11 protein-coding genes and 3 pseudogenes are annotated in these 13,569 nt (G+C 72.5%); 8 read left to right on the plus strand and 6 right to left on the minus strand.

All coding sequences use genetic code 11. The features are described from left to right. Positions 1 to 153 precede the first annotated feature (153 nt). Positions 154 to 504: a hypothetical protein gene (locus C6376_RS20190; protein ID WP_107444719.1), complete on the plus strand. Its 351-nt coding sequence runs from the start codon at positions 154 to 156 to the stop codon at positions 502 to 504. Positions 505 to 522: 18 nt separating this feature from the next. On the opposite strand, the pseudogene C6376_RS45315 reads toward C6376_RS20190, so the two are convergent. Then, positions 523 to 657: pseudogene (locus C6376_RS45315) on the minus strand (GntR family transcriptional regulator); the annotation flags it as partial. A gap of 2 nt (positions 658 to 659) precedes the next feature. Between C6376_RS45315 and C6376_RS45320 the strand changes: the two are divergent. The 4 genes and pseudogenes from C6376_RS45320 to C6376_RS20210 form a co-directional block, all read left to right on the plus strand. After that, a pseudogene (locus C6376_RS45320) lies at positions 660 to 785 on the plus strand (MFS transporter); the annotation flags it as partial. A 63-nt stretch (positions 786 to 848) separates the two neighbouring features. Continuing rightward, on the plus strand, positions 849 to 965 hold the full coding sequence (locus C6376_RS45325; RefSeq protein ID WP_107444720.1) for an SGM_5486 family transporter-associated protein: 117 nt from the start codon (positions 849 to 851) through the stop codon (positions 963 to 965). A 300-nt stretch (positions 966 to 1,265) separates the two neighbouring features. Then, positions 1,266 to 1,472 (plus strand): hypothetical protein, encoded by a 207-nt coding sequence (locus tag C6376_RS20205; RefSeq protein ID WP_107444721.1) that lies wholly within the window; start codon positions 1,266 to 1,268, stop codon positions 1,470 to 1,472. 103 nt (positions 1,473 to 1,575) lie between these two features. Beyond that, a complete protein-coding gene (locus tag C6376_RS20210; protein ID WP_107444722.1) occupies positions 1,576 to 2,094 on the plus strand; it encodes a histidine phosphatase family protein in 519 nt (172 codons plus the stop codon). A 229-nt stretch (positions 2,095 to 2,323) separates the two neighbouring features. Here the strand turns inward: C6376_RS20210 and serB are convergent, their stop codons facing one another. Together serB and C6376_RS20220 are read right to left on the minus strand one after the other, a co-directional pair. Beyond that, positions 2,324 to 3,538, minus strand: a complete 1,215-nt coding sequence (gene serB, locus C6376_RS20215; RefSeq protein WP_107444723.1) for a phosphoserine phosphatase SerB — start codon at positions 3,536 to 3,538, stop codon at positions 2,324 to 2,326. Between the two features lie 234 nt (positions 3,539 to 3,772). After that, positions 3,773 to 5,677: a streptophobe family protein gene (locus tag C6376_RS20220; protein ID WP_107444724.1), complete on the minus strand. Its 1,905-nt coding sequence runs from the start codon at positions 5,675 to 5,677 to the stop codon at positions 3,773 to 3,775. A gap of 245 nt (positions 5,678 to 5,922) precedes the next feature. Between C6376_RS20220 and C6376_RS20225 the strand changes: the two genes are divergently transcribed. Beyond that, complete coding sequence (locus C6376_RS20225) at positions 5,923 to 8,436, plus strand: FHA domain-containing protein (protein WP_173985687.1); 2,514 nt, start codon at positions 5,923 to 5,925, stop codon at positions 8,434 to 8,436. 83 nt (positions 8,437 to 8,519) lie between these two features. On the opposite strand, the gene C6376_RS20230 is transcribed toward C6376_RS20225, so the two are convergent. The 3 genes and pseudogenes from C6376_RS20230 to C6376_RS20240 all read right to left on the minus strand — a co-directional run bounded on the left by C6376_RS20230 (position 8,520) and on the right by C6376_RS20240 (position 11,440). Continuing rightward, the gene (locus C6376_RS20230; RefSeq protein WP_107444726.1) at positions 8,520 to 9,248 is read right to left on the minus strand and encodes a transglycosylase SLT domain-containing protein; all 729 of its coding nucleotides are present in this window, start codon (positions 9,246 to 9,248) and stop codon (positions 8,520 to 8,522) included. Between the two features lie 388 nt (positions 9,249 to 9,636). After that, positions 9,637 to 10,745 (minus strand): annotated as a pseudogene (locus C6376_RS20235) (S-adenosylmethionine:tRNA ribosyltransferase-isomerase). Beyond that, a complete protein-coding gene (locus C6376_RS20240; RefSeq protein ID WP_107444727.1) occupies positions 10,742 to 11,440 on the minus strand; it encodes an SDR family oxidoreductase in 699 nt (232 codons plus the stop codon). The pseudogene C6376_RS20235 and the gene C6376_RS20240 overlap by 4 nt, the downstream one beginning before the upstream one ends. A gap of 240 nt (positions 11,441 to 11,680) precedes the next feature. Between C6376_RS20240 and C6376_RS20245 the strand changes: the two genes are divergently transcribed. Together C6376_RS20245 and C6376_RS20250 are read left to right on the plus strand one after the other, a co-directional pair. After that, on the plus strand, positions 11,681 to 12,826 hold the full coding sequence (locus tag C6376_RS20245; protein ID WP_107444728.1) for a GAF domain-containing sensor histidine kinase: 1,146 nt from the start codon (positions 11,681 to 11,683) through the stop codon (positions 12,824 to 12,826). After that, positions 12,819 to 13,460 carry a response regulator transcription factor gene (locus tag C6376_RS20250; RefSeq protein WP_107444729.1) on the plus strand — a complete coding sequence of 214 codons (642 nt, stop codon included), beginning with the start codon at positions 12,819 to 12,821 and terminating at the stop codon, positions 13,458 to 13,460. Before C6376_RS20245 ends, C6376_RS20250 begins: the two co-directional genes overlap by 8 nt. Positions 13,461 to 13,569: the final 109 nt, after the last annotated feature.

Raw genomic sequence — 13,569 nt, forward strand, 5'->3', positions numbered from 1 at the left:
GGCGCCCCGCTCCCCGCATCACAGGCGGGGGGCGGGGCGTCACTCGTTCGGCGTACCTGTCCGGGCGGCGGAGGACCACGAACGGGCACGCTGGAGTGCGCGCCCCGCACGACGCGCGGTTCCCTCCCCAGCTCGGCCGAGGAGGTATCCCTTGTGCGCCTGTCCCGCCGCCTGGCCCCAGCGACCGTCGTCGCGTTCTGTCTCGTGTTCTCGCTGCCGTACGACGCGTCGCCGCACGCACGCGTGAAGGTGCGCGAAGCCGCCGGGCCGAAGCTGTTCGGCGCGGAATGCCGCGTCGGCGTCCACGGCTCCCGCGTCGTCGCCCACTGCCACAACCCCTACGTCGACACCGACCGGGTCCGTCTGCACATCGAGTGCGACCGATGGTGGGACCTCGACAGTGACGGGGCCCCCGTCGACGCGGGCCCCGCCCTGACCGTACGGCTCACCGGGCGCTGCTGGAAGGAGGTCCGCTCGGCCTGGGTCAGCCACCAGCGGGTGTGACCCCCGCGAGGAGCGGTCGGCCGGGGGCGTGGCGACCCGGCCGGGCCGGCACGCCGGCGGGTGGCCGGCCGCCTCGACGGCGGCCGCCTCCGCCTCACCCGCGCGGATCGCGTCCACCAGCCGGGTGTGGTCCATGTAGGTCCAGGGCGTGAGCGCTCTACCAGCACAGCTCCGGCTGGGGTCTGCCCCTCGCGCTCATGAGGGCGCTGATGATCCCGCAGACGGTCGTAGGCGTCCTGGCGGGCCGTGACCGCACGGTGGAGGACGAGGCCGTCCGCTGACCCGTCGGGTTTCCACGGACCCCCGACGCCACCGCCCGGGCCGGCGGGTGCGAGACTTGCCGCATGCCAGTGCTCGACCCGAATCCGCGCGACGGTCAGAAGAAGATGCTCCTCGTCTTCGGCTCGTTCCTCGCCATCTTCGTGATCATCGCCGTCATCGCGACCATCGCCTCCCCCTGACGCCACGCCTCTCACGCCCGGCCTCTCACACCGGGCATCCGACGCCGCGCCTCTCACGCCCGGCACGCGACGCCGGGCACGCGACGCCGGATTCCTGCTGCCGGTGCCTGCTGCCGGGCGGCCCGCCGCACCTTCGGGGTGGGGCTGACCCCCCTGTCCCCTAGGGGGTGAGGGTCAGGGTCAAGTGGGTGGGTCACCGGATGGGTTGACGGCGCCCGATTCCGTAACTTCGAACTGTGACCGCGCGACGCGGACCACCGGCCACGGCCTGCGGACGACTCGAAGACAGCGGAGGCACCCATGTCGGCCCCTACGCACTCCCGGCCTCACCCGGCCGCCTCGGGCGGCGTCGGCAACCTGCTGCCCTGGTGGGCGCTGGCCCTCCCGACGCTGGCCTTCATCACCCTGCTCGTGCTGATACTGAACCCGGTCGACGCCCACGCGGCGGGCGGCGACCCGGCGATCACCCATCTCGTCGAGCGCGTCCAGCAGCTCATCGCCCGCTAGCCAGGGGTAGTGACCCGGTGGATCGTTCACACCCGGGACCGCTGGTGGGGCCGCATGTCAACTCCCTGCGCCCCGTGGCCTGTTTCGTGCGAAGCTGGGAGTCATGAGCGTCGCAGAACCCCGCAGGATCGTCCTCTTCCGCCATGCGAAAGCCGACTGGCCGCAGGTGATCGACCACGAGCGTCCGCTCGCTGAACGGGGCCGGAAGGACGCCGCCGTCGCCGGACGCAGGCTGACCGACACCGGCATCCCCATCGACCTGGCCCTGTGCTCCACCGCGGCCCGCACCCGGGAGACGTGGAAGCTCGCCGTCCAGGAGTTCCCGCACCGGCCGAAAACCGTCTATGAGGAGCGGATCTACGAAGCCTCGCCGGGCGAGCTGATCGCCCTGCTCAACGAAACCCCCGACGACGTGCGCAACCTCGTCCTGATCGGCCACAACCCCGGAATCCAGGGGCTTGCCGACGTCCTGTCCGGCCAGGTCGACGGCGACGCGGGGGAGCGCATGCACAGCCGGGGCTTCCCGGCCGCGGCCTTCGCCGTCATCTCCTTCGACGGCTCCTGGAAGTCGCTGGAGCCGGGCGTCGCCACGCTGCTCGACTACTGGGCGCCTTCCGAGTAACCCACTCCGGCGGCACGCAGGAGGTCCCGGCGCCGTCGCAGCGCCGGGCCCTCCGGGTCCCTCCGTGCCCGCCGCCCGCTTGTGCCGGTCCGTGCGTCTCCCCGCCGGTTTCCTGCCGGTCCCCGCCCTCCGTGGCGTCCGGCATGGGTCGGCACCCGCCCGTGTCGGTGTCCGCGGGTGCACTCGGCCGATCGGTTCCGAACGGATGTGCCCTCGTCGTCGGCGGGGGCTACTTCTCGTCGTGGGTCTCGGCGGCCTCGACCTCTTCGCGGGTGATGCCGAGCAGATACAGGACGGTGTCCAGGAACGGCACGTTCACCGCCGTGTGCGCCGCCTCGCGCACCACCGGCTTGGCGTTGAAGGCGACTCCCAGCCCGGCCGCGTTCAGCATGTCCAGGTCGTTGGCGCCGTCGCCGATGGCCACGGTCTGCGAGAGCGGCACACCCGCCTCGGCGGCGAACCGGCGCAGCAGCCGCGCCTTGCCCGCGCGGTCCACGATCTCACCGGTCACCCGGCCGGTCAGCTTTCCGTCGACGATCTCCAGCGTGTTGGCCTGGGCGAAGTCCAGCCCGAGCCGGTCCTGCAGATCGTCCGTGACCTGGGTGAATCCGCCGGACACCACACCCACCTGGTAGCCGAGCCGCTTCAGGGTCCGGATCAGCGTCCGCGCGCCCGGGGTCAGCCGCACCTCGGCGCGCACCTTGTCCACGACGGAGACGTCCAGCCCTTCCAGCAGCGCCACGCGCGCGTGCAGCGACTGCTCGAAGTCGAGCTCGCCGCGCATCGCCGCCGCCGTCACCGCGGCGACCTCGTCCTCGCAGCCGGCGTGGGCGGCGAAGAGCTCGATCACCTCGTCCTGGATGAGCGTGGAGTCGACGTCCATGACGACGAGCCGCTGGGCCCGCCGGTACAGACCGGCGTCCACCACGGCCACGTCCACGCCGAGTGCCGCAGCGTCCGTGACCAGCGCGGTGCGCAGCGGCCCGGCCGCCACGCCGGAGACGGCGAACTCGACGGCGGTGACCGGGTACTTGGCGAGCCGGAAGATACGGTCGATGTTGCCGCCGGCCTTCGTGATCTTCGAGGCGATCGACGCCGTGGCCTCCGCGGTGAGCGGGTGCCCGAGCACGGTGACCAGCGACCGGCCGATACCGCGAGGACGGTTGTCGCCGGTGCCGGAGATGATCTCGGCCTGCATCTTCATCGACTCGGCCCAGCTGTGCACCGTCGACCGGAGGTCCCCCTCCAGGCCGGTCGGCGGCTCGGTCACGAGCGCGCACAGCACCATCCGGCCTCGCGTGACGACCTGCTCGATGTCGACCACGTCGACGGAGTAGGCGGCGAGGGTGTCGAAGAGGCCGGCCGTGATGCCCGGCCTGTCCTTGCCGAAGATCTTGACAAGGAGCGTGGGCACGTCAGAGGACGAAGTCTGCAAAGCGCTCATGGTGTACCCACCGTATCCGGCACCCGGTGCCGCTCGCCGCTCAGGTCCGCCTGACGGACGGCGGACAACTCGCGACTCCCGTGCGAGGCCCACACCGACGCACGGCGGCACTCCGCCCACCCCACGTCGCCCCGTCCGCCGCGGTCGCTGCGCCCCGACCGCTCGGACGCGGGCCGCCCCGTCCCGCTGCGCCGGCCCCGACCACCCCTTCGGCCACAGGGGACGGGCCGTTCCTCATCGGGGCCCCCGCGGTGCCCTCGGCCCCGCGGGCCCCCGAGGCGGCGGCGGAGGCGGAGGGCCCTCGTCGGGTCCCGTCGGCGGGCGCTCGCCCGGACGCGGGCCCGCCGGCCGTCGGGGTGAGCGGGGCGAGGGCCCGAGGGGGCGGACGACGGTCGGGGCGCCGTATACGTCGTCCGGCCCGGGCGGCGGGCCGTCCCGCCGTGAGCTCTCGTCCGGCCCCGGCGGCTCGGCACCGCTCTCCCGGGTGGCCCCCGGCCGGACGTCCTCCGGCTCGCTCACCTCCTGCGGGTCCCGCAACTCCTTCGGAACGCGCAGGTAGGGATTGGTCGCCGGGTTCGGCGGCCGGTACGACACGCTCGGCGCGTACGGCCCGGCCAGGTCACCCGCGTCCCTTGGAGCCCCCCGGTCCGGTCCGGCCCCGTTCGCCGTCGGACGCGTCCGTCCCGCGTCACCCCGTGCCACCTCCACCGCCCACCGTCCCGCGGCCCCGGTGAACCGGGCCAGCAGCGCACCGACGGCGCCCGCCCCCGCACCCCACGCGCCTCCCAGCAGCAGTGCCGTGCCGGTCCGTCCTTCCAGATGGACACCGGCCCCGAACGCGTCGAACCCCAGCACAGCGAGCGAGGCGTTCACGGACACCTCCGTCAGCCGGACGAGCAGGAACAACGCCAGGGCCGTCACGACCCCCAGCCGCACGGCACAGCGCCCCACGAACCCGCCCACGCCGGCCTGCCCCGCCCCCGCGCCGCCCGCCCCCACCACGCCCGCTGCCCCCACGGCACCCATCGGCGTCCGCACGGCGGCCAGCACCCCCGCCAGCAGCATCATGAGTGCCATCGCCACTCCCAGCAGCCACACCCGTCCGTCCAGCTCCGCGAGGCGGCCCAGGGTCACCGGCTGCTCGGTGCCGACGCGCAGGAGGTCGTCCAGGGGGTGGGGGAGCAGGTTCGTCAGCGCACCCGTGGCCCGGCCGTCCCACGGGACGAACAGACCGAGCGGCACGCCCAGCCAGACCCCGTTCGGCGCGCCGAGCAGCGCCGCACCCGCGATCCGCCGGGGGTGGTCGTCGCCGATCGCCGCGTAAGCCGCCGCGGCGAACCCGGCCGCCACGGCCACCAGCAGGACCGTGACGACGGCCGACGCCGCAGGCCGCACCGCCCGGTGCACCGGCTCCCAGCCCCGCGGCAACGGCGTCCGGCGCGAGGCCGACAGAGCGATCAGCAGGATGCCGAGCGACCACCCGAGTCCGCCGAGCAGCGTCGGTACCGTGTCCACGCTGAAACCGACCGCGGCCCGCGCGTCGACCAGATCGCCGAGCCGGTCCGGCAGCAGACCGCTGATGTCCCCGAGCCCCGGGATCTCGAGGCCGCCGCCACCCCCGCCGCCCCCGCCCCGGGGAATGCCGTCCAGGCCCAGCGAGCCCCCGTCCAACGTGATGACGTCGTGCCCCGCCCAGGCGAGTCCGCCGAGCATCGCCACGAAGAGCGCGACCACCGAGCCCACACGCGCGAGCAGTTCGGCCGGGGCGACCACCACCCCGGCCGTGCGCAGGGACCGCAGGAAGACCCACGACAACAGCAGCGCGCCCACCAGACTCACCCCCAATGGCGTGATCTCGATGGCCGTGGCCGTCTGCGCGCCGCTGAGACCGAAAGCGGACACATCACCCGACGGAGTCACCGAGCCGCCGGCGCCCAGGACCACCACCGCGGCCGTCATCGGGCCCAACGACCCGGCGGAGTCCGCCTCCAGCAGATGCAGCCCGAGCGCCGCGGTGCCCGCCATCCCGATCAACGCCCAGCTCACCGCGGCGATCGCGGCCAGCGACACGTCCAGCCACGGCACGCCCCTGGCGCCCGGCGCCTTCCCGCGGCCGTCGACGTCCGTGTCGGCACCCATGCAGACCCCCCGATCCGCAGCGCGGGGCGGCGAAGACCGCCGCTTCCGTCCCCCTCGCGTGCGTTTACCACTCTCCGGCCCGTTTTCCACCCCGTCAACGGCAACGGCCGATGCGCCCGCGCACGCTCTTCACAAGGCCCGACTTTCGGTCAGGGGGCCGCTACTGAAATAGTTCCCCCCGATGTTCGACATCCCTAGACTCCCCGTTGATGGGGCTACTCGGGGGACAACTCAGTGGGGCTGGAGTGCCGGAACTCGTACTGGAATTGAACGGACGCACCTGGACGCTCGATCCGTCCAGGTCTTACACCCTCGGACGGGATCCGCAGGGGGACATCGTCCTGGAGGACGCCAGGGTCTCCTGGCGTCACGCCACGGTCAGCTTCAACGGCCGCAGTTGGGTCGTCGAGGACCACGGCAGCACCAACGGTACGTTCGCGCAGGGGCAGCGGATCCACCAGCTGGAGATCGGCTCCGGCTCGGCGTTCCACCTGGGCAACGCGACCGACGGGCCGCGCGTGAACCTCTCGGGGGCGCAGGCGCCCGCCGCGCAGCCCCAACAGCAGCCGTACGCCGCGCAGGGGGCGAGTCCGGGCTGGGCCCAGCAGTCGCCGCCGCAGGCGGGCTGGCCGCCACCGCAGCAGGGGGCGCCGCAGGTCCCGCAGCAGCAGGGGGCGGGCGAGCCGTACGTGCAGCAGGTGCCCGGTGGTGGCGCGGGGGCGCCGCCGGTCTACGGCGATCGCAGCCCCACCACGTTCCACCAGTTCTCCCTCGGCCGCGTGATGCGCATCGGCCGTGCGCTGGAGAACGAGCTGGTCGTCTCCGACCTGCAGGTCTCGCGCCACCACGCCGAGTTCCACTCGACGCCCGACGGCCGCATGGAGATCCGCGACCTCGGCTCGCACAACGGCACCTACGTCAACGGCCAGCCGATCCCCAAGGGCGGCTCGGTCCAGCTCGGTCCGACCGACGTCGTCGGCGTCGGCCACTCGACGTTCCGGATCGTCGGCGACCGGCTCGAGGAGTTCGTCGACACCGGTGAGGTCTCCTTCTCCGCCCGCCACCTGACCGTCACGGTCGACGGCGGCAAGCAGATCCTCAAGGACGTCTCCTTCGGCGTCCCGGAGAAGTCGCTCATCGCGGTCATCGGACCGTCCGGTTCCGGCAAGTCGACGCTGCTCAAGGCGCTGACCGGCTACCGGCCCGCGAACCAGGGCGACGTCCTCTACGACAACCGCAACCTCTACAAGCAGTTCGCCGAGCTGCGCCAGCGCATCGGTCTGGTCCCGCAGGACGACATCCTGCACAAGGAGCTGACCGTCAAGAAGGCCCTCAAGTACGCGGCCAAGCTCCGCTTCCCGGCCGACACCACGCCCTCCGAGCGCGAGTCCCGCATCGACGAGGTGCTGCGCGAGCTGAAGCTGGACATCCACAAGGAGAAGAAGGTCACCTCCCTCTCCGGCGGCCAGCGCAAGCGCGTCTCGGTGGCCCTGGAGCTGCTCACCAAGCCGTCGCTGATCTTCCTGGACGAGCCGACCTCCGGCCTCGACCCGGGCATGGACCGCGACGTCATGCAGCTGCTGCGCGGCCTCGCGGACGACGGCCGCACGGTTCTCGTCGTCACGCACTCGGTGGCCGAACTCGCGATCTGCGACAAGCTGCTCGTGATGGCGCCGGGCGGTGCGGTCGCCTACTTCGGTCCGCCCGAGGAGGCGCTGAACTTCTTCGGCTACGACACCTGGGCCGACGTCTTCTCCGCCTTCGAGAACTACCGCGACTACGACTGGGCGGGCCGCTGGAAGGGCTCGCAGCACTACCAGATGTACGCCGCGGACATCGACGCCATCGCGCCGCAGTCCGTACAGATGCCGCCGATGCAGGCGATGAAGCCGCCGAAGCCGCAGGGCTGGATGTCCCAGTTCGTCACCCTGGTGCGCCGCTACGCCTCGGTGATCGCCTCCGACAAGGGCTTCCTGGCCCTGACGGTGATCCTGCCGGCCGTCCTCGGCGCGGTGAGTCTGCTCATCGACTCCGGCAACAGCCTGCTGCCCAACCCGGTGAACCCGAAGACCGGTCGCATCATCCCCAACGGCACGGCCACCACCGTCCTGTTGATCCTCGCGGTCGGGGCCTGCTTCGCGGGCGCGGCCAACTCGGTCCGCGAACTCATCAAGGAACGCGTCATCTACGAGCGGGAACGCGCCACCGGCCTGTCCCGCTCCGCGTACCTGATGTCCAAGGTGTTCGTGCTCGGAGTGGTCACGCTGCTCCAGGGCCTGATGGTCGGCGTCATCGGCTTCGCGAGCCGGGAGATCCCCAAGGAGGGCCTGGTCCTCGGCACCGCCACCATGTTCGAGCTCTCCATCCCGATCATGGCGCTGGGCTTCACGTCGATGATGTTCGGACTGGTCATCTCGTCGCTGGTGAAGACGGCCGAGAAGACCATGCCGCTGCTGGTGATGTTCGCGATCATCCAGGTCGTCTTCACCGGCTGCCTGTTCACCCTGAACGGCGCGGTCGGCGTCAACGAGTTCTCGTACCTGATGCCCTCGCGCTGGGCCGTCGCCGCCGCGGGCGCCACGCTGGACTTCAACAAGATCAGCCCGCCCAAGGACGGCGGTGGGGCGGACCCGCTGTGGGAGCACACCGTCGGCGCCTGGAGCCTGGACATGGCCGCACTCGTCGTCCTCGGTGTGATCTGCGGCTTCTTCGTCGCCCGCTTCCTGCGCCGCCACGAGCCCGAGGTCATGCGCAAGTAGGTCTCCGGCACCGGTCCGGTGCGCGCAATCGCCGAAGGGCGGCGCCCCTGCGTGGGGGCGCCGCCCTTCGGCGTGCGGGGGTCTCAGTACGCGCTGTCGACGTTGTCCATCGAGCCGTACTTGTCGGCCGCGTAGTTCGCGGCGGCGGTGATGTTGGCGACCGGGTCGTAGATGTTCCACGACGTGCCGGCGACGTGGTACGCCTTGAAGGTCGGCGGGATCACCTGGAGCAGGCCCTTGGACGGGATGCCGTTGATGGCGTTGATGTCCCAGTTGTTGATGGCGTTCGGGTTGCCGGAGGACTCCCGGATGATGTTGCGGTGCAGGCCCTCGTAGGAGCCCGGTATGCCCTTGGCCTTCATGATGTCCAGGGAGTGCTTGATCCAGCCGTCGAGGTTGTTGGCGTACCGCTTGACGGATGCCTTCTTGATGACGGCGCGCTTGGCGGACCGGCTCGCGGCCTCCTTGGCCTTGTGCGCGGCGGCGGCCTTGCGCTTGGCGGCCGCAGAGGCGGCCGCCTTCTTCTTGGCGGCCGCGGCCTTCGCCGCTGCCTTCTTCTTGGCCGCCTCGGCCGCGGCGGCCTTCTTCTTGGCCGCCGCGATGGCGTCGACCTTCACGCTCTTGGCGGCCAGCTGGTCGGTCACGTCGGCCTTGACGTCCTGCACGGGCTTGGAGCTGTAGGCGACCCGGGCCGAGGAGACGGCCTCCGTAGTGGTCGTCTGCGCGTCGGCCGGCACCACGGAGAAGGCGAGGGCGGCTGCACCGAGCGTGGCGGCACCGGCGATCGCGATCTTGTGAGTGTTCTTGGGCATGCGGAAGGACCTCTTCGAATAGCGCGGAGGTCGCTCTCTTCGTCCGACGGCCGGACAGCGGGTGCTTGAGGCACGAGCACCGCGGGGTGAATCCACGGCGCTGAGCGACGAGAGCAATTCTTAGCGGCCGCAAAATGCCCAGGCAAAGGTGTGACGTACGATCCCCGGTAGTGGAGCAGGGAAGGGCAAAACGGGACAGATAGAACCATCTGCCCCGTTCATCGGGTGTCCCTTTGTCTCCTAATATCCCTAGTACGTGATGTGGGCCCTATGTGCGGGCTCACATGGCCCGCAGATCGTTCTCACAGCTGGTTGCCGAAGCAATGCTCTGTGTCAGTGCTCCGCACCCTGTGTGTCGTGTCCCCGTGCTCCTCGCCCGTGCTCCGAGTCAGCGCTCCGGGCCTGCGCTCTCCGCGGGCAGGACGAGATGCGCGTCCCCGAACTCGTGCCACAGATACAGCCCGCGCAGCGCCGCGTCGTAGCCGCGGTCGAGCGCCGAGGAGCCCGCCACCGCCTCCAGCATCAGCAGATGCGACGCCTGCGGCTCGTGGAGCCCCGTCAGCAGACCGTCCACCGCCCGCACCCCGCGCTCGGGAGTGACGACCAGATCCGTCCACCCCCACGCGCGCGGACCACCCCGTCCGCGCCGGCCGCCGACTCCACCGCACGCACGGCGGTCGTCCCCACCGCGATCACCCGCCCGCCCCCGGCCCGCACCGCGTTGACCAGCCGCGCCGACGCCTGCGGTACCGCGAACCGCTCCGGATACGGCGGCTCGTGCGCCTCCGCCGACGACACCCCGGCGTGCAGGACGACCGGCGCGAACTGCACGCCCCGGCTCACCAGCTCCGCCACCAGTGCGGCCGTGAAGGGTCGCGCCGCGCTCGGCATCTCCGCGCTGCCCGCACCGTCCGGCGAGGGCAGCGCGAACACCGTCTGGTAGGCGGACAGCGGCTGGTCCCGCTCCGTGTAGGCGTAACGGATGGGACGCCCGTGCTCCCGCAGCAGCCCGGGCACCGACGACCCATCGGGGGACACCCGGGCCCACCACAACCGCCCGCCGCCCGGACTCAGCGGTTCCTCCAGCGTCAGCCGCGCATCCCCGGGCAGCCGGATCTCCGCCCCCGCCGGACCGCCCGCCCGCGCGCGTGTCGTGCCGGCGCCGTCCGGATCCCGCAGCTCGACGGCCCATCGTCCGTCGTCCCCGCGCGTGGAGAAGTGCACCACCACGCGCGCGCGACCGATCCGCCCGTCCACGGCCGCCGCCAGCGTCCTGGAGGTGTTCACCACGAGCAGGTCCCCGGCCCTCAGCACACCCGGCAGCTCCCGGAACGCGTGATGCGTCACCTCCGTCCCCCGCGACACCAGCAGCCGTACGTCGTCCCGGCCGCGCCCCGGCCCGCGCTGCTCGGCCGGCACCCGAGCCGACAACTCCTCGGGCACCCGCCCCCACCCCCGGACGTACTCGTACGGGACGGCCCCCACCGCCGGCCTCATCGCCGTCCGCCCAGAAGCGCCGACGCGCCGTACCGCCCGCTGGCCGGCCGCTCGTCCAGCAGCCGCACGAAGGCCGTCGCCACCCCGGCCGGATCCGGCCGCGGATCGACGTCGTCCGGGACGGCCGCCGCGTACAGGTCCGTCGCCATGTCCCCGGGATCCACCGCCCACACCGCGATCCCCGGCTCCTCCACTCCGAGCACCGCCGCGACCTGGTCCAGGGCCGCCTTGGACGCCCCGTACCCGCCCCAGGTCCCGTACGCCTCGGCCGCCGCGTCCGAGCTGACGGTGATCACCGCGCCGGCCCGGGCTCCGCGCAGCAGCGGCAGGGCCTCCTGCACCAGCCCCAGCGCCGCCACCACGTTCACCTCCAGCGCCCGCCGCAGCCCGTCCAGCGGCAGCCTCTCCAGCCGCACCAGCGGCTCGGCCCCCAGCGCGCTCGCGTTGTTCACCAGCAGGTCGCAGCCGCCGAGGCGCAGGGCGGCCGCCACGAGCTCGGCCCGGTGCCCCGGATCCGTGACGTCCCCCGGCAGCGCCTCGACCCGCGTCCCGTACGACGCCACGGCCGCCGCAGCCTCCGCCAGCACCTCCGCGCTCCTGGCGTCCAGCACCAGATCCCAGCCCCGCGCGGCCAGCGCCTGCGCCAGCGCCCGGCCCAGCCCCTTCGAAGCCCCCGTGATGATCGCTACCGGCATGATGACCGTCCCCTCGTCCGACCGCCCTCATCCGGCGGTGAGCCCACCGTAGGAACGGGCCGGCCGCTCCCGCGTCGGACGCGGGACGCAGGCGGCCGGGTCCCTTCGACGTACGCCCGACCACCCGGTCCACGGACCTCGGCCGCCGTACCGAGGACCTCCGTCCTAGGTCTCCCGCCCGGGTCCGCGGCCGCCACAGGTCCGATCCGCGCCGCCGGACCCCGCCGGTACCGTGAGGGCATGAGTCAAGGCCCCCGGTCCGGCCTCGCCGCCGTGAGCTCCGCGCTGCTGGCCATGAGCAGGCACCTCGAGGTACGCGACGTCCTCAAGACGATCGTGGCCTCCGCCCGCGAGCTGCTCGGCGCCCAGTACGCGGCCCTCGGCGTCCCCGACGACCACGGAGGCTTCGCCCAGTTCGTCGTCGACGGCGTCAGCGACGAGCAGTGGAAGGCCATCGGTCCGCTGCCCCGCCAGCACGGCATCCTGGCGGCCATGCTGCGCGAGGCCCGCCCCGAGCGCCTCGCCGACGTCCGCAAGGACCCGCGATTCGAGGGCTGGCCCGCCGCCCACCCCGACATGTCCGACTTCCTGGGCCTGCCCGTCCGCGACGGCGACGAGGTCATCGGCGCCCTGTTCCTGGCCAACAAGAACTGCCCCAGGCCCGACGGCGGCTGCGGCTTCACCCAGGACGACGAGGAACTGCTCTCGATCCTCGCCCAGCACGCCGCGATCGCCCTGACCAACGCCCGCCTGTACGAGCGCAGCCGTGAACTGACCATCGCCGAGGAGCGCTCCCGGCTGGCCCACGAGCTGCACGACGCGGTCAGCCAGAAACTGTTCTCCCTGCGTCTGACGGCCCAGGCCGCCGCGGCCCTCGTCGACCGCGACCCCGCGCGCGCGAAGGGGGAACTGCACCAGGTCGCCGCGCTCGCCGCCGAGGCCGCCGACGAGCTGCGCGCCGCCGTGGTGGAACTGCGCCCGGCCGCCCTCGACGAGGACGGCCTCATCGCCACCCTGCGCACCCAGATCCAGGTCCTCGACCGCGCCCACTCCGCGCGCGTGACCTTCACCGGCCACGGCGTCCGCGCCCTGCCCGCCGCCCAGGAGGAGGCGCTGCTGCGGGTCGCCCAGGAAGCCCTGCACAACGCCCTGCGCCACTCCGGCGCGGAACACGTCGACGTGACACTCGGCAAACGCGGCCCGGACACGGTCCTGCGCGTCACCGACGACGGCGGCGGCTTCGACCCGACGACGGTCCGCCGGGCCGGCCGCCATCTCGGGCTCGTGTCCATGCGCGACCGCGCGAGCGGGGTCGGCGGCACGCTCACGGTGGTATCGGCGCCCGGCGAGGGCACCACGATCGAGATGGAGGCCCCCGGTGGCTGACGCAATCAAGGTGCTCCTCGTCGACGACCACCAGGTCGTCCGCCGGGGTCTGCGCACCTTCCTGGAGGTGCAGGACGACATAGAGGTCGTCGGCGAGGCCGCCGACGGCGCGGACGGAGTCGCCCTCACCGAGGAACTGAGACCCGACGTCGTCCTGATGGACGTCAAGATGCCCGGCATGGACGGCGTCGAGGCGCTGCGCAGGCTCCGCGACCTGGCCAACCCCGCGCGCGTGCTGATCGTCACCAGTTTCACCGAACGGCGCACGGTGGTCCCGGCCCTGCGCGCGGGCGCCGCCGGATACGTCTACAAGGACGTGGACCCCGACGCCCTGGCCGGCGCCATCCGCTCGGTGCACGCCGGCCACATCCTGCTCCAGCCGGAGGTGGCCGACGCACTCCTCTCCCAGGAGGAGAGCGGCTCGGGTCAGGGGAGGGGCGGCTCCCTCACCGAACGCGAACGCGAGGTGCTCGGCCTGATCGCGGACGGCCGCTCCAACCGGGAGATCGCCCGCGCACTGGTGCTCTCCGAGAAGACCGTCAAGACGCACGTCTCCAACATCCTGATGAAGCTCGACCTGGCGGACCGCACCCAGGCCGCGCTGTGGGCCGTACGCCACGGAGTGGCCGGCTGAGGTCCCGGCAGGGTGATGCGGAGGGTTAACTTCCGATCCGAGATTCATACCGTCGTGGGAATGTCCCCCGGATGGCGTATCCCCGGGTGGCTCCCCGCCGTTCTCCCGT

This window comes from Streptomyces sp. P3, from assembly GCF_003032475.1.
Lineage (GTDB): Bacteria > Actinomycetota > Actinomycetes > Streptomycetales > Streptomycetaceae > Streptomyces.